At 43.4% G+C, this 18,963-nt stretch carries 15 protein-coding genes; 5 read left to right on the plus strand and 10 right to left on the minus strand.

Translation table 11 applies throughout. The features are described from left to right. The first annotated feature begins 24 nt into the window (after nucleotides 1-24). Both MKY11_RS01375 and MKY11_RS01380 read left to right on the plus strand, forming a co-directional pair. A complete protein-coding gene (locus MKY11_RS01375) occupies nucleotides 25-1,884 on the plus strand; it encodes a beta-glucoside-specific PTS transporter subunit IIABC (RefSeq protein WP_342501763.1) in 1,860 nt (619 codons plus the stop codon). 18 nt (nucleotides 1,885-1,902) lie between these two features. Continuing rightward, nucleotides 1,903-3,324: a glycoside hydrolase family 1 protein gene (locus MKY11_RS01380; RefSeq protein WP_342501764.1), complete on the plus strand. Its 1,422-nt coding sequence runs from the start codon at nucleotides 1,903-1,905 to the stop codon at nucleotides 3,322-3,324. A 21-nt stretch (nucleotides 3,325-3,345) separates the two neighbouring features. On the opposite strand, the gene MKY11_RS01385 is transcribed toward MKY11_RS01380, so the two are convergent. Further along, on the minus strand, nucleotides 3,346-3,663 hold the full coding sequence (locus MKY11_RS01385) for a hypothetical protein (protein WP_052320704.1): 318 nt from the start codon (nucleotides 3,661-3,663) through the stop codon (nucleotides 3,346-3,348). 294 nt (nucleotides 3,664-3,957) lie between these two features. Between MKY11_RS01385 and arr the strand changes: the two genes are divergently transcribed. Beyond that, nucleotides 3,958-4,374 (plus strand): NAD(+)--rifampin ADP-ribosyltransferase, encoded by a 417-nt coding sequence (arr, locus tag MKY11_RS01390; protein WP_041508172.1) that lies wholly within the window; start codon nucleotides 3,958-3,960, stop codon nucleotides 4,372-4,374. A 61-nt stretch (nucleotides 4,375-4,435) separates the two neighbouring features. Here arr and MKY11_RS01395 read toward each other — a convergent pair whose 3' ends face one another. From MKY11_RS01395 to MKY11_RS01420, 6 genes are read right to left on the minus strand one after another with little or no spacing between them, the layout of a single operon-like run. Then, on the minus strand, nucleotides 4,436-6,355 hold the full coding sequence (locus tag MKY11_RS01395) for a BglG family transcription antiterminator (protein ID WP_041091186.1): 1,920 nt from the start codon (nucleotides 6,353-6,355) through the stop codon (nucleotides 4,436-4,438). After that, complete coding sequence (locus tag MKY11_RS01400; RefSeq protein WP_072367550.1) at nucleotides 6,352-7,236, minus strand: ROK family protein; 885 nt, start codon at nucleotides 7,234-7,236, stop codon at nucleotides 6,352-6,354. Before MKY11_RS01400 ends, MKY11_RS01395 begins: the two co-directional genes overlap by 4 nt. 57 nt (nucleotides 7,237-7,293) lie before the next feature. After that, nucleotides 7,294-9,957 carry a mannosylglycerate hydrolase gene (gene mngB, locus MKY11_RS01405; protein ID WP_342501765.1) on the minus strand — a complete coding sequence of 888 codons (2,664 nt, stop codon included), beginning with the start codon at nucleotides 9,955-9,957 and terminating at the stop codon, nucleotides 7,294-7,296. Nucleotides 9,958-9,985: 28 nt separating this feature from the next. Then, nucleotides 9,986-11,104: a PTS fructose transporter subunit IIC gene (locus tag MKY11_RS01410; RefSeq protein ID WP_017358746.1), complete on the minus strand. Its 1,119-nt coding sequence runs from the start codon at nucleotides 11,102-11,104 to the stop codon at nucleotides 9,986-9,988. Between the two features lie 36 nt (nucleotides 11,105-11,140). After that, entirely contained in the window at nucleotides 11,141-11,470 is a 330-nt protein-coding gene (locus tag MKY11_RS01415) for a fructose PTS transporter subunit IIB (RefSeq protein ID WP_007498438.1), read from the minus strand. Continuing rightward, nucleotides 11,467-11,925 (minus strand): PTS sugar transporter subunit IIA, encoded by a 459-nt coding sequence (locus tag MKY11_RS01420; protein WP_024719036.1) that lies wholly within the window; start codon nucleotides 11,923-11,925, stop codon nucleotides 11,467-11,469. The genes MKY11_RS01415 and MKY11_RS01420 overlap by 4 nt, the downstream gene beginning before the upstream one ends. Before the next feature lie 242 nt (nucleotides 11,926-12,167). Between MKY11_RS01420 and MKY11_RS01425 the strand changes: the two genes are divergently transcribed. Beyond that, nucleotides 12,168-14,834, plus strand: a complete 2,667-nt coding sequence (locus tag MKY11_RS01425) for a S8 family peptidase (protein ID WP_255816830.1) — start codon at nucleotides 12,168-12,170, stop codon at nucleotides 14,832-14,834. Between the two features lie 108 nt (nucleotides 14,835-14,942). Continuing rightward, nucleotides 14,943-15,425 carry a hypothetical protein gene (locus MKY11_RS01430; RefSeq protein WP_007498435.1) on the plus strand — a complete coding sequence of 161 codons (483 nt, stop codon included), beginning with the start codon at nucleotides 14,943-14,945 and terminating at the stop codon, nucleotides 15,423-15,425. A 345-nt stretch (nucleotides 15,426-15,770) separates the two neighbouring features. Here the strand turns inward: MKY11_RS01430 and MKY11_RS01435 are convergent, their stop codons facing one another. From MKY11_RS01435 to mmuM, 3 genes are all read right to left on the minus strand, one after another. Continuing rightward, entirely contained in the window at nucleotides 15,771-16,391 is a 621-nt protein-coding gene (locus MKY11_RS01435; RefSeq protein ID WP_017360397.1) for a hypothetical protein, read from the minus strand. Nucleotides 16,392-16,503: 112 nt separating this feature from the next. Continuing rightward, the gene (gene mmuP / locus MKY11_RS01440) at nucleotides 16,504-17,907 is read right to left on the minus strand and encodes an S-methylmethionine permease (RefSeq protein ID WP_178896788.1); all 1,404 of its coding nucleotides are present in this window, start codon (nucleotides 17,905-17,907) and stop codon (nucleotides 16,504-16,506) included. A 46-nt stretch (nucleotides 17,908-17,953) separates the two neighbouring features. Continuing rightward, on the minus strand, nucleotides 17,954-18,892 hold the full coding sequence (mmuM, locus tag MKY11_RS01445) for a homocysteine S-methyltransferase (RefSeq protein ID WP_212339050.1): 939 nt from the start codon (nucleotides 18,890-18,892) through the stop codon (nucleotides 17,954-17,956). Nucleotides 18,893-18,963: the final 71 nt, after the last annotated feature.

The following is an 18,963-nucleotide window of genomic DNA, read 5'->3' on the forward strand; positions in this document are numbered from 1 at the left end:
TTTTGAAAAAAAGGGGGTTTTTGTATGAGTCATCGTCAATTAGCAGAAGACATTATCAAACATATCGGGACAGAGAAAAATGTTCATTCATTGGTTCACTGTGCCACAAGACTTCGCTTCACATTAAATGACAGATCAAAAGCAGATAAAGCGGCCATTGAAAAATTAAATGGTGTGGTGACTGTCATGGAAAGCGGCGGCCAGTTTCAGGTGGTCATTGGCAACACCGTACCAGAGGTATATCGAGAGATTGGGGAGTTTACGAATCTATTAGAGGATTCCACTTCTTCATCTGCAAGATCAAGTGAAGAAAGTACAAGTCTTTTCGGAAAATTCGTCGACATTGTTTCTGGAATTTTCACACCGCTTCTAGGTGTCATGGCGGGTGCCGGTATTTTAAAAGGACTTCTAGGCGTCTGTATCAATGCAAAATGGTTATCACCTGAAGATACGTCGTATCAAATTTTATTTGCCGCATCTGACAGCTTGTTCTACTTCCTGCCGCTGCTGCTCGCATTCACTTCTGCTAGGAAGTTTAAAGCGAATCCATTTGTCGCTGTGACGATTGCAGGTGCACTGATCTACCCGACTATTCAAGAGCTCACAAAAGGCGGCGGAGATGTGTCGTTCTTCGGCATTCCGGTTGTCTTAATGTCTTATACATCAACGGTTATCCCGATTATTTTGGCAGTGTTTGTGATGGGATATATCGAACGTTTCTTTAACAAAGTCATTCATGAAAGTGTGAAAAACTTTATTACACCACTGATTTTACTGGTCACGGTCGTTCCACTGACACTGATCGTATTTGGACCATTTGGTGTGTATGCAGGGAACGGAATTGCAGCCGTCCTGCTGAAAGTATTCTCCTTTAGCCCTACACTTGCCGGTGCTTTAATTGCGATGGCATGGCAGGTTCTTGTCATCTTCGGTATCCATTGGGGGCTTGTGCCAGTCATTTTAAATAATATTGCGGTTCATGGAAAAGATCATATTAAGCCGGCTACTGCGCCAGCTGTATTTTCACAAGCCGGTGCTTCAATCGGTGTTATGCTGAAAACAAAGAACAAAAAGCTGAAATCATTAGCTGGATCGACAGCGGTTTCTGCTGTATTTGGAATTACAGAGCCTGCTGTATACGGCGTCACACTTCGTTTGAAAAAACCATTTATTGCAGCGGTTATCTCTGCCGGTGTCGGTGGTGCCATTATCGGTTATTCACAAAGTATTGCGATCGCATCAGGTCTTCCGAGTTTACTGACACTTCCGATCTTCTATGGTCAAGGGTTTACAGGATTCTTAATCGGAATTTCCGTTTCATTTGTCCTTTCAATCGTCTTAACCTATTTGATTGGATTCAAAGACCCTGTGGATGAAGAAGATGCTCCTGCAGCTAGTTCTGCACCAGCATCTGAAAATGAACATGGTGTCAAAGCAGCTCATGTGAAAAGTCCTTTATCTGGCGAAGTCATCAAGCTAGAAGAGGTGCAAGATAAAGCCTTCTCATCTGGCGCTTTAGGTAAGGGGGCAGCCATTATTCCATCAGAAGGCAAGCTGTTTGCACCAGTAACTGGAGTCGTGACAACGGTATTCCCAACAGGACATGCATACGGTCTCACCTCTGAAAGCGGAGCAGAAGTACTCATTCATATTGGACTGGATACTGTACAACTTGGGGGCCGTCATTTTACGCCGAAGGTTGAGCAAGGCCAAACCATTACAGAAGGTGAACTGCTTGCGGAGTTTGATATTGAGGCCATTCAAGCAGCAGGTCTTTCTGTCACAACACCTGTGATTATTACCAATTCCGGTGAATTTAGCGATATCATTGAGACAGAAGAAAAACAAGTGACACCAGGACAATCATTTTTACACTTAGTTTAAGAAAGGGAGGACATAATCATGAGATATTCAACACTAGCACCATTTCCAAAAGACTTTTTCTGGGGCGGATCGACTTCCGCCTATCAAGTAGAAGGTGCATGGAACGAGGATGGCAAGGGGCCTTCAGTCATTGATATGAGAGAAAGCTATCCTGAAGGAACAACTGGTTTTAAGGTAGCCAGCGATCACTATCATCGATATAAAGAGGACGTGAAGATGTTTGCAGAAATGGGCTTGAAGGCTTATCGTTTCTCCATTGCATGGACACGGATCATTCCAAATGGAGATGGGGAGATCAATCAAAAGGGAATTGACTTCTACCATTCTCTCATTGATGAATTGCGCCGCTATGACATTGAACCAATTGTGACGATGTATCACTTTGATTTACCTCATGCGCTTCAAGTGAAAGGCGGCTGGTCAAATCGTTCGACAGTCGATGCGTTTGAACGTTATGCGGAGGTTTTGTTCCAGGAGTATGGCGAGAAGGTAAAATATTGGCTGACGATTAATGAACAAAACATGATGATCTTACATGGGTCAGCATTAGGTACACTGGATCCAAATTTAGAAAATCCGAAAAAAGAATTATATCAGCAGAACCACCATATGCTTGTGGCACAGGCGAAAGCCATGACGCTTTGTCATCGTTTGCTGCCTGAGGCGAAAATCGGGCCAGCGCCAAACATTGCCCTTATTTACCCGGCATCTCCAAAACCTGAGGATGTCATTGCTGCGGCTAATTACAATGCGATCCGCAACTGGCTATATCTTGATATGGCGGTATTCGGTCGTTATAACAACCTTGCATGGGCATACATGAAGGAAAAAGACATTCTTCCTGTGATTGAAGAGGGAGATATGGATATTTTGAAAAGTGCAAAACCAGACTTCATTGCCTTTAATTACTACACATCTCAAACGGTTGAAGCGAGTAAAGGAGATGGCAACGATGAATTTGCACGCGGCGGAGATCAGCATTTGAAATCTGGTGAAGATGGCGTCTACAAAGGCGGCAACAACCCGTTCTTAAGTAAAAATGCGTTTGGCTGGGAGATTGACCCTACCGGTTTCCGATCAACGATGCGTGAGATTTACGACCGCTATCAGCTGCCTCTTATTATTACGGAAAACGGGCTAGGCGCTTTTGACAAGTTAGAAGCGGATGGATCGATTCAGGATGATTATCGAATTGATTATTTAGAAAAACATATTGAACAAATCAAATGGGCGATCACTGACGGTGTTGAGGTATTCGGGTACTGCCCGTGGTCAGCCATCGACTTAATCAGTACACACCAAGGCTGCTCAAAACGTTACGGTTTTATCTACGTCAACCGTGATGAATTTGACCTAAAAGACCTGAAGAGAATTCGGAAAAAGAGCTCTTATTGGTATGAAACATTGATCGAGCAAAATGGAGAGAACATCGGGAAGTAACAATATCACACTAAAAAACCCCTAATTTTTAGGGGTTTTTTTCTCTTCATGACTTGTAACTATATCAACTGGATGTATCAAGTTTTCATCATCATTATCCTCATCAGTGTAAGGCATAATAAGTGAATCCAACTCTTCTTTATCATTGACTAAAGCAACGTAAGTTGTATAATCCTCTAAATCTGATGGAAACAATTCAGCTTGACCAACATTACTTTTCAATGCTTGGTCAATAGCACTCTTTAATTCAATTAAACCCTCACGATTACCAATAATATAAGAATCCATATGCCAACTTTTTTGAGCATATATATGACAAATCTTATCTCTATCTTTCATTCTCTCATTACATCCTTCCTGAAGAATTTAATTGATTATGTGCCAACACGCCAACCACATAAAACGTCAAACGTCTCTTTGGCTTTTATGGCGTCTAACAGCTTTTTATCTCTTTCAAGAAGACTGCTTTGTATGTATTCTTGCTGTTATTTTAACTTACTGGAGTTTATAAATCACATCGTACTCTCTACTATCATTATACCCCGAATTTCATCTCATTTATAGACTGTTTTCCGCCCGCATCAGCCCGTATACTGTTATACGCAAGTCAAAAACGATAAGGGATGTGGCTGTATGAATGACAAGAAAGATGTTTTAGATCCTGGGCCGTTTTTTCATGGGACGAAAGCGGAATTGAAGATTGGGGACCTGCTTGAACCGTTGCATTTATCCAATTATCAGGATAAACAATCGAACCACATCTATTTCACCGGAACATTAAATGCAGCCAAATGGGGAGCTGAATTAGCCCGGTCTGATGCAAAAGAGAGAATTTATGTTGTAGAACCGACAGGCGAGTTTGAAGACGATCCGAATTTGACTGACAAAAAATTTCCCGGTAACCCGACCCGTTCTTATCGATCGAAATCCCCTTTGAAAATTGTCGCAGAATTAGGTGCTTGGGAAAGACATTCCGATGAAGAAATCAACCATATGCTGACGTCGTTGAAAAAGTTAAGGGAAGAAGGAAAAAATGTCATATACGATTGATTCGTATGTGAGGAATAGATGAATAAAAGGCCGCCCGATTTCACTTGGGCGGCCTTATGTGCTATTGAAACAGGACATGCATTAGCTCATCAAATGTCCTTGCATGTGTCAAGGAGTGAAGGCGGTCAGGACTGTCTAACAAATCGACAGCTTGTTCAAAAAATTGATTCATGCAGGCAGCGTCATCTTTCTGAATGGCTAACAAGAAAATCAGAGATACTTGATCGCCCTGCCAATCAATTGGCTGTTTCAATCGTGCAATTGCCACGCAGGAGGTGCCTTCATTTGTGATGAGCGGGTGAGGCATTGCAATCCCCTTGCCAAGATAAGTAGATGACATTTGCTCCCGCTCCAGCACGGAGGAACGAAAAGAAGATGAAACAAGCTGATGCGCCTCCAGCCGGCTGCAAAGCGTATCTAATACCTCTTCCTTGCTTGAAAGGTCCACATCCAACAAGGTCAATCGTTCTTGGAAAAAAGCCATCAGCTCCTGCGAAGGGGCACCGTGTCCGTTTAACAGGTGAATGACCTCACTCACACGCTGGACATCATGATGTTCAAAAAAAGCATTCACTTGAATGATTGGTTTCCCCTTTGGTGCGAGAGGTACGGTTGTAATAATCACATCACATGGCAAAGTGGTGCTAAAAGCGTAATCCTGATAAGAATAAAGCTCAACAATCTCAAGCTCATGTTGAAAGGCCGCCTTCAATTTAATTTCAAGTAGCCGTGCCGTTCCTAGTCCAGATCCGCATACAATAATGGCCCTCTTTTTCTGCGAGGTGTCAAGATGACTTCTTTCAAATGAAGCAGCAATATGTAAGGCAACATATGCCGCTTCATCTTCATTTGGCGTCCGCACCAGCTGTAAGGCATTGAGCCCGCTGACGGCCAAATCAAACGGATAAGGGTAAGATGTTTTGATCTCATGCAAAAGCGGATTTTGTAAAGACACGCCGTATTGAATTCGATTTAATAATGGCTTCATATGCAGCATCAAATCTTGACGCAGGATATCGTCATCTACAAAACGATGACCGCTTGTTTTTTCAATGTGCTGGAGAAATCGTGTCACCGCCTGACGTACTTCTTCTGTCGTTTGGTGCTCATCAATTTCTTTCCACGTTTGATTCGCTAAGAGATGCATCACCAAGTAATCTGTTTCATCCTCTGATAAGGTGACATGAAACGTGTCGCTTATTTGATGAGTGATCTTTTGAGCGATTCTTGTTAACACTGGCGGTCTTTGTGTGTGAGTGGTACTGGCGGGTATCCGCTGTTTTTTTTGCGTTTGTTGAATGGCAATCGCTAAGTGAATCACTAAATTCTTTAGGGCAATATCTTTAATGAGCAGTGATTCTTGATATAGATTTGTCAGCACAATGGATCGAATGGTTTCGAGTGAAATGTCAGGGAAATGAAGCTGTTCCCGCTCAGTTATATGAGATAGGGCGGGTTCTTCTTCAAGCAGTAAGTCTGCGTAGCACGTCCTTTTTTGCAATTCGTCTCCGTCTACTTTTAAGCCAAATCCAGGCTTTGAGACAAGGGTCATACCGTAACGGGCTAACAGCTCCCGTCCTTTTTTTAAATCACTGCTGACCGTCATACGGCTGATGAACAATTCTTCTGCTAATTGATCAATTTTTAAGTAGTCTGATTGAAGCAATAGTTTTCTCATCATAAATCGTATGCGCTCTTCTGGCATGACGGGTACGAGAGAGCGGGCAGGAAGCTTTTGCTGATGAAGCCAAAGCAGGAAAGCGTCTTGGTCACTTGTTAAGAGTGTATACCCTTTCCCGCGGATGGTCTTGATCATGGCTCCAGCTTGTGTTAACAGCTCATTTGCTTCTTTGATTAAATTGCGGATGGAGCGGTCAGATAAGCGAAAAGAGGCAGTGAGCTCCTCCAGCTTCACGAACCCTTTCGTTTCAAATAGCCGCTGAATGAGCTGGTAGGTTCGAGTATCTGCCGTCATCATCATTGCGCCGCTCCTTGTTCCTTTAAGGCATCAGCTCCAAGGGCGATGGCTCCCATTAAACCAGATAATCCGTCAAAGGAAGGCTTTGTGACGATTTCATTTAATGGCTTTGGTAGTTGTAAGTAACCATGAAGTCGCTCGTCTGTTTCTTCAAGGATGAGCGGCAGCAAGGCCGGCTGTTTCATGACACCTCCACCCAAAATAATGCGTTCTGGTGAAAGGGTGAGTAATAAATTTGCGGTCATTTGCCCAAGATAATAAGCTTGAAGTGACCAGGCAGGGTGCTCCTCTGGCAGCATTTGTGCCAATGTATGATAGCGGCCTTCTATGGCAGGTCCAGATGCTAGTCCCTCTAAACAATCATGGTGGATCGGGCAGCAGCCCCCATAGGTGTCATGAGGGTGGCGCTGAACGGTGATATGTCCCATTTCTGGATGAAGCAGTCCGTGGATGAGGCGGTTTTCAATATAGGCACCGCCGCCGATTCCCGTCCCAACCGTGATATAGATCAAGGAATTTGGTCTATCTGTTTCCGTTGAAAAACGAGCTTCACCGAGCGCCGCACAGTTCACATCCGTATCAAGCTTCATAGGGAGACCGAGTGCTTGTTTTAAGGTTGAGAGTAATGGAAATTGGCGCCAAGCTGTTTTGGGTGTTTCGAGAATCGTTCCATAGCTGGGGCTGTGTTCTTTTACATCGACAGGTCCGAATGCGCCTATGCCAATCGCATCAACTGGATGCTCTGTAAAGTATTCGATCACTTGCCGGCATGTTTCTTCTGGGTTCCCTGTTGCAAAGGAAGTCATATGTTTAATCGTTCCGTCTGTTGTTCCGTAGCCGCAGACAAATTTTGTACCGCCTGCTTCGATGCCTCCAATTCGCATGATCAATGCCCTCCATTAAAGAGAGGCGGAATCCAAATGGATCCCGCCCCTACATGTTCATTTTTTCTTTACAATGTAGGTTTGTACCTGACAAGGTGTGAGCGGTTCAATGTGTAATGATCCATGTTGTGCTTTCAGTATATGTCCTTCAGGTGTTTCGCCTAAATTCGCTGTTTCTCCATGTTGTAGAGATGAACTATTGATTGAAGCGGCTGTTTTACGTGTTAAATATGGATTGAAGAGACGAATGACAATGCCTGTTCCATGCTCTTCCTTTTTCAAAGCGCTTAGAACGACCCCGTCTGTCTCAATGTCAAGCAGGCTATAAGTAGATTGTAAGTCTTCTTTTTCATCTCGGAAAGAGAAAATTAAACGACCGTTTAAAAAGTCTGCCCGCTCGTAGCACTGAACCGGGGTGGTGTAACGTTTAGCAAGCTGAGCCAAGTGTCCTTCACTCACCGCTTCTTGGCTATAGTGCATGCCAAAGGAGAAAGATAGCGATCCTTGAAGCTGGGCGTCAGGTGTTTCCACGATTTTTTCTCCAGAAGCCCGGCCGGGACGGTAAAGAAGGTTTTCCTTCCCCATTTTTCCGAAACAGCGGAAGAGTGTGTAAGCAATGGTTGTGTAGTCTTCGCCTGTGATTTGGTATTCTCTGACGCAGTCCGTCAAAAGAGAGACACCATATACTTCATCGCGAAGTGCAACAAATGATTGCATGGGTTCAATGGTAATCGGTTTTTCTTCCCAATGTTCATTGTTCCACCATTCAAGCTCTTGCGTCAGCTCCGTTGGACGTTCGATGGTGCCAAACTGTTGATCGCTGAGTGATACGTTTGACGCAATACCTGTATCAAAGAGTACCCGTAGACGGTGGTCTAGCGCATGGTTGTCCACATTCACATGAAAACGGATGACCGCTTCCTCTTTATTTAAAGCCACCTTCGCTGTGATCGGGAGGGAAATCGTCCCCTTTTGCTCCGAACGTTCCTCTAAATCATATGGGACAGTCAATTGAAGCTTGATGGTGAGCTCTTCCTGTAAACTGCTTTTAGATACGGTAATGTCTGCTGATGAGATATCTTTAGATGATACATAAAGATCCTCACGCGGTGGTGAATAGTTATAAGAATCCCCATCATCTCCGTTGTCTTCAAAGATCATTTGCTCAGAGAACGTTCGTCCAGTCTGTTTATCCGTAATTTCTAATGACCCATTGTCATTTGCTGCAATGCGGTAAAACGTATTTTCAATGACACGACCTTCTGTTTTTTCCAAAATGGATTCACTAGATTCATCGAAAACCATGCTGACTTGTGTATAACCAACGGATGGCAAGTCGACTGCTTCAATGAGTAAAACAGCTTTCCATACTTGCTTTGGCATGTACACTTCTTTGCTTGGGTTAAGTGAAATCTGCTGTGCTAAGACATAATCTGTCACATCGGTTTTGTTTTTGACTGTGTAGTGAAGAGTTCGTCCATCAGCGTCTTTTAGTGTAAATGGACGTTCTGTGATAAAGGTTTCGACTTCAATGACTTCAGAGCGCTTTGAAGGCAGTGTGTTAAATAAAGTGAACGTGATTTCTTGCTCAGTTTGCAGCCGGATGGCGATGAGACGCATGTGTAAGTCCACCAGATTCTCGGCGATTTCTTTTGCCTGCTTGTAGCGGAAGAAAACGTCTTGATTCGTCGTATCACTGTTACAGCCGCCAATGCTGTCATGCGCTGCATTTTCAAACATGAGGTACCAAATATCACGCACCGTGTCATGCGGATAGTCATGTCCGAGTGAATAGCTGATTGTAAGGATCGGCTCCATCACATTGACAAGATAGTTTTCAATTTGGTTGTTTAAGATTTTCAAATCTGCTCTTGTTGAAAAAATAGACTTATGAATTCGCATATGCTTGGCATGAATGAGCTCTCCTTCTAATGTCTCAAAAGAAGTCCGCTCTTTTTTCACTGCTGCAATGTAGTCTTCTAAACTGCTGATTTGATAGTGGTGCTCGTCTATTTCATTGGCTTTTTCTAATAAGTCAGGCAGGTTTTTACGAATAGGCGCTTGGTCAAAGCCATTTGGGAAATAGACATTCTTGGTCGTAGCTTTTGCTTGCAGCGCCCCGATTTTTTCAGAAAGAAAGGCTTGCAGGTCTTCATCCTTCTCAGGAATATTTCCTCCGTAGTAGTAGCCAAATGGCAGATTCACTGCAAACACTTCACTGCCATCCGCCCCGCGCCAATTAAATTCTGTGTGATTCGTCATATGATCAGAAACGCCGCGCCAAAAGGCTGTATCGACAATTCCAAAGCCTTGATAAATTTGAGGCATTTGTGCAGATTGACCGAAGGAATCAGGGACATAACCGACCTTCATGACATGCCCAAACTGCTGACAGCGCTCAATCCCATATTGCAGGTTCCGTACAATCGATTCCCCAGAAATAACGAGCTGATCCGTTTGTGTATACCACGGACCGATGATGAGGCGTTTTGCTGTGACGAGCTGTTTGATTCGATTTTCATCCTCTGGGCGCCATTTCAAGTAATCATCTAGCAAGGATGCTTGTGCATCGAGCATGAAGTAATGGAACCGTTCATCTGTTTCGAGGGTGTCCAATATGTCCATTACGCTTTTCATTAAGTAGATACGGGAGCGGGAGGTGGTAAAATACCATTCCCGGTCCCAGTGAGTATGTGGAATCACATGTACATTGACAGTCATTGTGTAACGACACCTTTCTTTGTTCAAATTATCCTTCTAGCACAAGGTCAAAATCATCTTCTTCTTTCTGCTTCTGATCATGTTCTGGCTTTTGGGGTTCTTTTTTCTCAGAGAAGTTCACAAGTAGGTTGGCGCCAATTCCAATAACAAGTGCGCCAGTTAGTGCGCCGATTAAATACGCCCACCAGTTTCCTACTGAGAAGAATCCGTATAGTCCACCAATTGGCGGCATGATGTCATGGACACCTAATAAGGCAGCAACCCCGCTTCCTGCAGCACAAGCGACGACATTCAGCGGAATCAATTTCAAAGGATTGACGAGTGTAAAGGGAATGGCTCCTTCTGTAATCCCGATAATCCCCATCACAAGGCCGCCTCGTCCAGCTTCTCTGAAGGTAGGAGAGAAGTTGCGTTTTCGAATCAATGTCGCAAGCCCGTATCCTAGCGGCGGAATGACAATCGCGATATTGACGAGAATGGCAGGAAGATAGACACCTGATAGGAAGAGTGCGTTACCAGCCATCCAAGCTGATTTATTCACTGGGCCGCCAAGGTCAAAGCCGATCATTGCACCTAGAATGAGAGCAAGTGCGAGTGTGCTCGTTCCATCTGCGACCATGCCTTTGATCCATTCAATTAATGCGGTGTTCAAGGCTCCTAATGGACCGCCTAGCAGAACGGACATGAGAAGTCCGGTTAAGCCAACAGTAATGAGCGGTAAGATGAGCAGAGGGACGAGTCCAGCTGCAGAGCCTTGAATTTGAATTTTTCTTTTCACAAAGAGAGCGACATATCCGGCAAAGAAACCTGCAATGACGGCGCCGATAAAACCAGCATTTGTTGAGCTGGCAAGAGCTCCGCCGATAAAGCCGGCCGCAAGACCAGATTTATCCGCAATCGAATAGGCAATAAAGCCAGCGAGCAGTACGTTCATTAAGCCAATGCCTGTCCAGCCAACCTGTTCCATCAAATAGGCACCATGTAAAATGCCGCCTGCATCTTTATAGGCGTTTAAATCTGACACACCAAAACCTAACCCGACTAGTTTGGCTAAACCAACGATAAGTGAAGCTCCGATGATCACCGGAAGAATATAAGAAATACCGGTCATGAGGTGGCCTTCAATGACTTTTAATTTTGCTTTCATTCTGCTTTGCTCCTTTCTATATGGCATTGCTCTTGTTTATTGGGATTCAGATTTTTTCTTTTCAACCAGCGCAACGGCTTTTGTGATGATTTGCTCGGCATTTTTTAGGGCGCGTCCGATTTCGACACGAACAGTAGGAATACCTGAGAAGCGTTCAGCGTCGTTAATGTGCTGATTGGAGGCGATAATGCAAAGGTCTGCCTGCTTAGCTTCCTCTGCTGTAATGCCATTCACCTGTCCCATAATTCCTTGTTGTTCGATTTTAATCTCGTGTCCAAGCTGTTTACCCGCATTCTCTAATGCTTTTGCTGCCATTGGTGTATGAGCTAACCCTGCTGGGCATGAAGTGACACCGACAATTTTCATTGTGTAATCCCCTCTTTCAATTGTTGTTCAATGACTTCGTAATAATAGTCTGCTGTTTGACCGGGTTGAATCTTTTCGATGAAAGCAGGCTCCATTAAACTTGTGGCAATGCCAGACAGTAATTTGAGGTGTGTGACATTGGCCTCTTCAAGTGGAACGAGCAGTGTAAATAAATAGCTTGTTGGCAAATCGTCGAAGCTTCCCCATTCAATGGGTTGTTCAAGTTCTAAAAAGAGAAGTGAAGCCGTTTGAACAGCAGAGCTTTTTGTATGAGGAATCGCAAAACCTTGCTGAAGTCCTGTTGAGACTTCGTCTTCGCGTTTCAACAAATCTGTTAATAACCCTGACTGATCGTTTGTAATGTGAAGGTCTTCAGCTTTCTCGGAAATGTATTGTAAAATCTCATTCTTTGATCGACCGTTTACTTGTGTAAAAACATGATCTTTTTGGAACAAGCTGATCCCTTCTCTCTTGTTTGTTAAGCGCTTACAATTTGATTGTAATGTACTTTTCGACATGGTTAAATAGCATCATTTTCCGTTTGAAATGGCAAAAAGTTTATGAAGCGATCAGACTAGCCATCTGAATATCTCAAATCCTAGCTTAAAACGAGTTTAATTATGTCAAAAACAGATTCTACTAAAAGGGATTCTGTGATATTCTTCCAAGGTATTGTAAAAGATAAGGGGGTCTTTTCATGTTTAAAAAGCAGGTCAAATCCTGTGTGGTTGTACTCATGGCCATCATTCTATGTATGGCTGTATTACCTGGGTACGAAGCATCAGCAGTTAGTAAAGGCACAAGTGTCAATGAAGCCATTGGGTTGAAAGATGGTGAAGTCATCTCAGGTACATTACAGAATGAAAAAGAAGAGTCATGGTACCAAATTACGCCATCTGCAGATGATGTGGCAAAACATACACATATGCAAATTTCTGTCAAAAGCAAACAAGTGTTATCTGTATCGGTCTACCCAAGTAAGGATAGAGCGATAAAGGATGACACTTATTCGAGATATCGTGTGGACACAGCAAGTGGAGAGACAGAAATCAACTTCCCGCATGCATGGTCAGGTCCTTACTATGTCAAAGTGCTGTATTTAGGTTCAGAGGAAGACAGCCGTGATGAGGAAGAGGATGCAGCATATACAATCGGGTATAAAGGTGCGAATCTTCCGCCATCTGAACCGATTTTCCCTGAAGAAGAAGAGCCAACGATCATCATTATTGAGAAAAAGCATGGACGTGAAATTCTTCAATCCATTCGTACGATCGAAGACAAACGATTCAATGAAACAGCCGATGGTCAGAAGCTTACACGTCTGCTACAAAAAACAAAGCCGTTTCTCAAATCTAAACTCATCAACAATCAAAAAAAGCAGCAAACGGTGTACAATCATTTGCTGACATTAAAATCATTGCTGAATGACGTAGAGAAAAATGGTGCATTCAGCGGTCATATCGTCACAGAGAAAGAGCAACAGGCGATCCGTTCCCTTTTTGATATGCTCAAAGAGGCAAGTCCAGCCTATTTAAAAAAGGAATTAGAAGCAGTGGGGCAAAAAGTAGGAATCGATCAGCTTGAAGGAAAATCGATCGGTTATGTATTAGAGAAACAAAAGCTTGTTCCAGAAGAAAAGGTCAACACAAACAAAATCATCTTTAAATTAAAGGATGGACAAACGCTCCAATCCGCAAAAAAGAAAATGAAAAGCTACGGAATTCAAGAAAACCGTGTGACATCTCAGTCAGTAAATCCTTTATTTAAAGGAATGTATGTTTATGATGTACCGGCAGGGAAAGAATCAGCTGGCAAAACGCTTAAAGCAGGCAAAGCTGTGATCAAAAGCACGGCGAGAAAGCTTTCTAGTATGCCGAATGTTGAATTTGCAGAGCCTGTACAAACGTATCGTGCGCTCAGCAATGACGCGCAGTATGGTTACCAGTGGCCGCTGAAAAACAGTGCCCAAAACAGTGGGAAAAAAGGCGCTGATGTGAAGTTTGAACAAATGAATACATTGATCGGCACAAGCAAAATGAAGCAAACGTTAATTGCTGTTGTGGATACAGGTGTCGACAGCCGTTTGTCCGATTTAAGCGGAACGGTTCGTACAGACTTAGGTGCCAATCTGATTGGCCGTAATAAAGATGCAATTGATGACAATGGCCACGGTACCCATGTGGCAGGTATCATTGCAGCAAAAGCCGATAATCATTACTCCATGGCAGGGCTGAATCAACATACAGGAATCATCCCAGTCAAAGTGCTGGATGCGTATGGATATGGAGATACAGAGCATATTGCTCTTGGCATTAAACATGCAGTGGACAAAGGTGCAAAGGTCATTAACATGAGCCTTGGCGGCTACTACAGCAAGGTCATTGAATATGCGATGAACTATGCTGCACAAAAAAATGTATTAGTGGTAGTGGCGAGCGGAAACGATGGCATTCCAGAAATGGGTTATCCTGCGACTTCCAAGTACGCCATGGCAGTTGGTGCAAGCAATCGCATGGATATTGCCGCTGAATTCTCAAGCTATGGGAAAGGATTAAGCATGTCTGCACCAGGGTCTGATATCCCAAGCTTAATGCCTGATGGGAATGTTTCATACCTGAGCGGGACATCAATGGCTACACCGTATGTTGCAGCAGCAGCAGGATTACTGCTTTCTAAAAATCCAACCCTGAAACCAAATCAAGTGAGAAATATTTTACAAAATACAGCGGATGATATTTCATTTAAAGCTGTTGATGGAACAGATGACATTTTCTATGATGAATATGACGAGCCTGTTGTTGATCCGAAAATTCCGGGTATCGATTGGATGACAGGACATGGCAGACTCAATGCTTTTGCCGCGTTAAGCGCTGTTGAATTAAACGCATCAGTTAACAAAGTAGAAGATCAGCATCAAAAGGTGACAGGAAAGGCGAAAGCCGGCGCTGCCATTTCTGTGTATAGAGGCAAAACCCTGCTTGGAAAAGGCACGGCAAGCAAAAAAGGAACCTTTAGTGTGAAGATCAAGCATCAAAACAAAAATAAAGTGCTTCACATCAAGATGTCAAAAGGAAAGGCTGCGACTTCGCTCAAAACGGTCGTGAAAAAGGGCAAAGCGCCAGCTAAGCCAAAGGTGAATCGAGTAACAGTGAAAAGTAAAACGGTCAAAGGAACTGCGGGTGCAGGCTTGACGATCAAGGTGAAGAACAAATCAAAGAAAGTCATTCAAACGGTCAAAACCAATAGCAAAGGCGCATTTACGGCTAAAATCAAGCCGCAAAAAGTCAAAACCGTCTTGTATGTGACGGCTTCAGATGTGAGAAAAAGAGAAAGTAAAGCAGTGAAAGTTGTTGTGAAAAAATAGTCTTGTAGCTTCCCTTTTGAATAAAAAGGGAAGTTTTTTGTTTTTTACTGGAAAAATGACAATAACTGTCGATAGTAATATAGTAGGAAAAAAAAGGAGGATTTATCGATGAAAAAAATCATGTTTGCTTTCTTTCTATCATTGCTTCTCGTTTTCCCAAGCTTTGCACATGCAGAGGAAACAGGAGCAGTACCAGCATCCGTACAAGTAACAGGCGTCACAGCAGCAGACGGTGGTATGGTCAATTACGGTTCTGGCAGTAAATATCGTGTAGGTTCATATTATCCAGCTACTTTTAAAGGAACATTAAAGGACACAAGTGGTCAACTCATGGCGAATCAGCCAATTCAGCTTTATTTTGAAGCAGCAATCAAATCATATGCTCAAACAGCGACAGGTACAACAGACGAGAATGGACAATTTTCACTAACGATTCAAGTTCCTGCAGGTGCAGGCTACCGTACATACAATAATGCAGGCTGGTCTACACATTACTACGATATCGTTCCAGTGACTTTCACTTCAAACGACATCACGCTATCTTCAAATGTGACAAGTGTGTACCATTTGGCATATACATCACGTTACTAATCTGCTAGAAGAGGCGACTTGGCGCAAGCCCTGTCGTTTTCATAGAAAAAAGGATGTCAGCTAGTGACATCCTTTTCTTTTTGTTAGCAAACCTGCTGGGCGGCAACCGAAAGAGTCGCTAAACAAACACTCATGAGCCGTTTCTCCCAGATTCGATCGAGCATTGAGCTTTACATCTTGAGCTTTGATGGATAAGAACTTTGAATACTTGAGCTTTCAGCTTTGAACGTTCAGCTTTGAGCTTTTATCATGGATCATCCTAAGATGATCATCAGATGAGGAGGGAATGACCTTTCCCTCGGAGGTGTTTAGTCCTATCGATTTTCGGCTCACTAACAAAATCGACTAGTCGATCTGTATTTTTGTCAAGGTATTGCTTTCTGATAAGGAGAAATCCACTTCCATTTGGAAGTCTTCAATCTCTTTCGAAAGCTGTTCAATCTTCACTCGAAGACGAAGAGGGTCAATGATCGCCGCCTCATTTTCAGCTAGGAATGACTTGACGATCTCTTGGTTGGCAGCGGCTTGTGTTTTTCCGTCTTTCCCAAATAGTGTTTCTAAATGTTGATCCAGTCTCTTTTTCACATCTTCATTGATTTGTTCTGACCGGTCAACCAGCTCTGTATAGACCTTTTTTAATTTTCGTAAATAACGAATATCGTAATCTATGGATGTCTTGCGTTCAATGGCTTCTGCTACGGTCATGCTAACACCCGCCACCTCAATCGTTGTCGTAGCATTCGACACAACGATGGCTGATTTAATGGCATTTCGGCGTTTGATTAATGCTTGAATCGATTGGTCATCTGCTTTTGCCTTTTTTTCTACTTCTTCTTGATTTTGAAATCCGTTCTGTATATGTTTCCCGATGACCAAGCCACCGAGTACAGCTTCATCAATCGTTCGGTTGATTCTTTTATCTAACATTTTCAGTTCACTTAATGCTCTTGTAATGGTCATTTCCATATTAAAAACAGCTCCCTTGATTCGTCCTGAAAATCATAGATTCCTATCATATACCAAAATGTCTTTGTTTTGCTAGTGATATCCTTTTTTGGGACAAACAAAAAACCTGGTGCTATACACCAGGTTTTTCTCGTTTTTTCTGAATCCATGTTGTCACGTAATAGGCAGCATAGCAGAGTGCGATAAAAGGGATACCGCAGATAAGAGCAATACGCTGATTTGGATCGAAAGCAATGCCGATCACAGATGCAAGGCATAGGAGGAAGGCAGCAATCGGAACCACCGGATAGAGCGGGGTTCGGAAAGATAAATCATGAAGCTGTCCGCCATCCTGTAAGAATTTTTTGCGAAACATGAACTGTGAAGCTGCAATTCCCATCCATACAACAACAACGGCGAGTCCAGAGATTGACACAAGAACCAGATACACCGTTTCAGGTGCGATGACACTCGATAGCAAAGAGAGAATGCCCCCAATCATACTCAAAATGAGTGCATTCAAAGGAATTCCCTTTGACGTCAATTTTGCCAGCTTTTTAGGTAATGTTCGTTCTTCAGAAAGGGACCATAGCATGCGAGATGAGGCGTATAGCCCTGAGTTTGCAGCAGATAAGATCGCCGTCAGAATGACAAAATTCATGAAATCTGCCGCATAAGGAATACCGATGCGGTCAAATACCACAACGAAAGGACTTTTGATCACCCCGGCTTCTTCTACAGGAATTAAGCCGGCTAAGACCACGATCGTTCCGACGAAAAACAGGACAAGACGTAGCACAGTCGTGCGAATCGCCCGGGGAATGGTCTCATCTGGATTGACGCTTTCGCCCGCAGCAATCCCAATTAGCTCAGTACCCGAAAAAGCAAAATTAACAGCCAGCATGGTCATTAAAATCGGTAAAAAGCCGTTTGGGAAGAGACCCCCATCTCCAGTGAAGTTAGAGAAGAACGGAGCGGCCTCACCGCCTTTTAGTGGAATCAATCCAAACATCGCGGCTCCGCCAAGGATAATAAAGAGAATAATAGCCATGACTTTAATACTAGAAAACCAAAATTCCGATTCTGCAAAAAACTTAACTGTAAAAGCATTGAGTAAAAAGATGAGAATGGCAAAAACACCGCTCCACATCCAAACTGATGTGTCCGGGAACCAGCGCTGCATTAAAAGACCTGCCGCTGTAAATTCTGAACCAAGTGCCACGGTCCATGTCAGCCAGTAGAGCCAAGCCACTGTATAGCCAGTGCCGGGCCCAATGTATTTTGTTGCATATGTGTGAAAAGCGCCTGTAACCGGCATTGCGACAGACAGTTCACCTAAACAGAGCATCACGAGGTACACAATTAATGCCCCAACCAGATAAGCCAAAATCGTTCCCGCAGGTCCGGCCTGATTGATCGTATATCCTGAGCTTAAAAAGAGTCCTGTGCCAATCACGCCACCTAAAGAAAGCATGAACAGGTGACGGCTTGTCATTTTTCGTTGATATTGTTGTGACTGATCTTTTGCTTGTTCCATGTCTTCCCGCCCTTTTGCTTAAAAGTATGTGTGTTGAGTCATGATGCTACGATGTTGCCTGTTTTAAGATATCGGTAATATCCTCTGGTGTCGTCCGGCAGCAGCCGCCGATGATTTGTGCACCGTCTTTATACCATTGCTGCGCACATTCACCAAATGTATGGTGAGACGTATCGCCGCTCCAAACCTTTTCTTCAGGATCATATAATTCCCCTGAGTTCGGATACACGACAATCGGTTTGCTTGTCCCTTTTTTCATCTCCTGAATAAGAGAAGACATATATTGCGGCGGTGTACAGTTTACGCCAACAGCAGCGATCTGCTCATATGGCTCAAGTGCTTGTACACAGTCTCTAAGTAAATCTCCTTCACTAATGTGCTGACCATCCTTTGCACTAAATGTAATCCAGGCATATACACCACTGAACTCATCCTGCAGCAGTTTAGCGATAGCGATTGCTTCAATGAGACAAGGGATGGTTTCACAAGCGAGAATATCTGCACCAGCCTCTACCAATGCTTGAATTCTTGGTCTGTGAAAATCAATGAGCGCCTGTTCTGTGAGTCCGTAATTTCCCTTATATTCTGAACCGTCAGACAAATAAGCGCCGAAGGGCCCCACAGATCCAGCGACAAATGGTTTTGTCCGCTCTTTACGATGTGTCTCATCCTGCCAAAACTGCTCGCATGCTTCTTTTGCTAACGTGACAGATCGTTTCATTAATTCGATGGCTTCTTCTTTTGTATAGCCTTTTTCAGCAAAGCCATCAATTGTCGTTTGGTAGCTGGCTGTTGTTGCACAGTCAGCACCTGCTTGGAAGTAGTCCAAGTGTACTTGCTGAATCAATTCTGGCTGTTCAATGAGGATTTTGGCTGACCATAAACTGTCGTTTAAATCACAGCCCTTTCGTTCAAGCTCCGTTGCAAGTGCACCATCTAAAATCAAAGGTGTGTGAGCCTGTAAACGGCTTTGAATAGGATTCATATAAATCAAACAGCCTCCTTTGTCGATCGGAAATAATGGATATGATATGAGGCAGTAGTTTAAATGACTAA

Origin of the sequence: Bacillus sp. FSL W7-1085 (assembly GCF_038595035.1) — a bacterium.
Taxonomy (GTDB): Bacteria; Bacillota; Bacilli; order Bacillales; family Bacillaceae; genus Bacillus; species Bacillus altitudinis.

Bases quoted from the DNA above. Each gene is read 5' to 3' on its own strand.
- MKY11_RS01385 (WP_052320704.1), bottom strand. From the start codon at position 3,663: ATGAAAGATAGAGATAAGATTTGTCATATATATGCTCAAAAAAGTTGG.
- MKY11_RS01425 (WP_255816830.1), top strand. From the start codon at position 12,168: ATGTTTAAAAAGCAGGTCAAATCCTGTGTGGTTGTACTCATGGCCATC.
- mmuP (WP_178896788.1), bottom strand. From the start codon at position 17,907: ATGGAACAAGCAAAAGATCAGTCACAACAATATCAACGAAAAATGACA.
- MKY11_RS01415 (WP_007498438.1), bottom strand. From the start codon at position 11,470: ATGAAAATTGTCGGTGTCACTTCATGCCCAGCAGGGTTAGCTCATACA.
- MKY11_RS01435 (WP_017360397.1), bottom strand. From the start codon at position 16,391: ATGGAAATGACCATTACAAGAGCATTAAGTGAACTGAAAATGTTAGAT.
- MKY11_RS01430 (WP_007498435.1), top strand. From the start codon at position 14,943: ATGAAAAAAATCATGTTTGCTTTCTTTCTATCATTGCTTCTCGTTTTC.
- MKY11_RS01400 (WP_072367550.1), bottom strand. From the start codon at position 7,236: ATGCGAATTGGAGGCATCGAAGCAGGCGGTACAAAATTTGTCTGCGGC.
- MKY11_RS01375 (WP_342501763.1), top strand. From the start codon at position 25: ATGAGTCATCGTCAATTAGCAGAAGACATTATCAAACATATCGGGACA.
- arr (WP_041508172.1), top strand. From the start codon at position 3,958: ATGAATGACAAGAAAGATGTTTTAGATCCTGGGCCGTTTTTTCATGGG.
- MKY11_RS01395 (WP_041091186.1), bottom strand. From the start codon at position 6,355: ATGATGATGACGGCAGATACTCGAACCTACCAGCTCATTCAGCGGCTA.
- mmuM (WP_212339050.1), bottom strand. From the start codon at position 18,892: ATGAATCCTATTCAAAGCCGTTTACAGGCTCACACACCTTTGATTTTA.
- MKY11_RS01410 (WP_017358746.1), bottom strand. From the start codon at position 11,104: ATGAAAGCAAAATTAAAAGTCATTGAAGGCCACCTCATGACCGGTATT.
- MKY11_RS01380 (WP_342501764.1), top strand. From the start codon at position 1,903: ATGAGATATTCAACACTAGCACCATTTCCAAAAGACTTTTTCTGGGGC.
- mngB (WP_342501765.1), bottom strand. From the start codon at position 9,957: ATGACTGTCAATGTACATGTGATTCCACATACTCACTGGGACCGGGAA.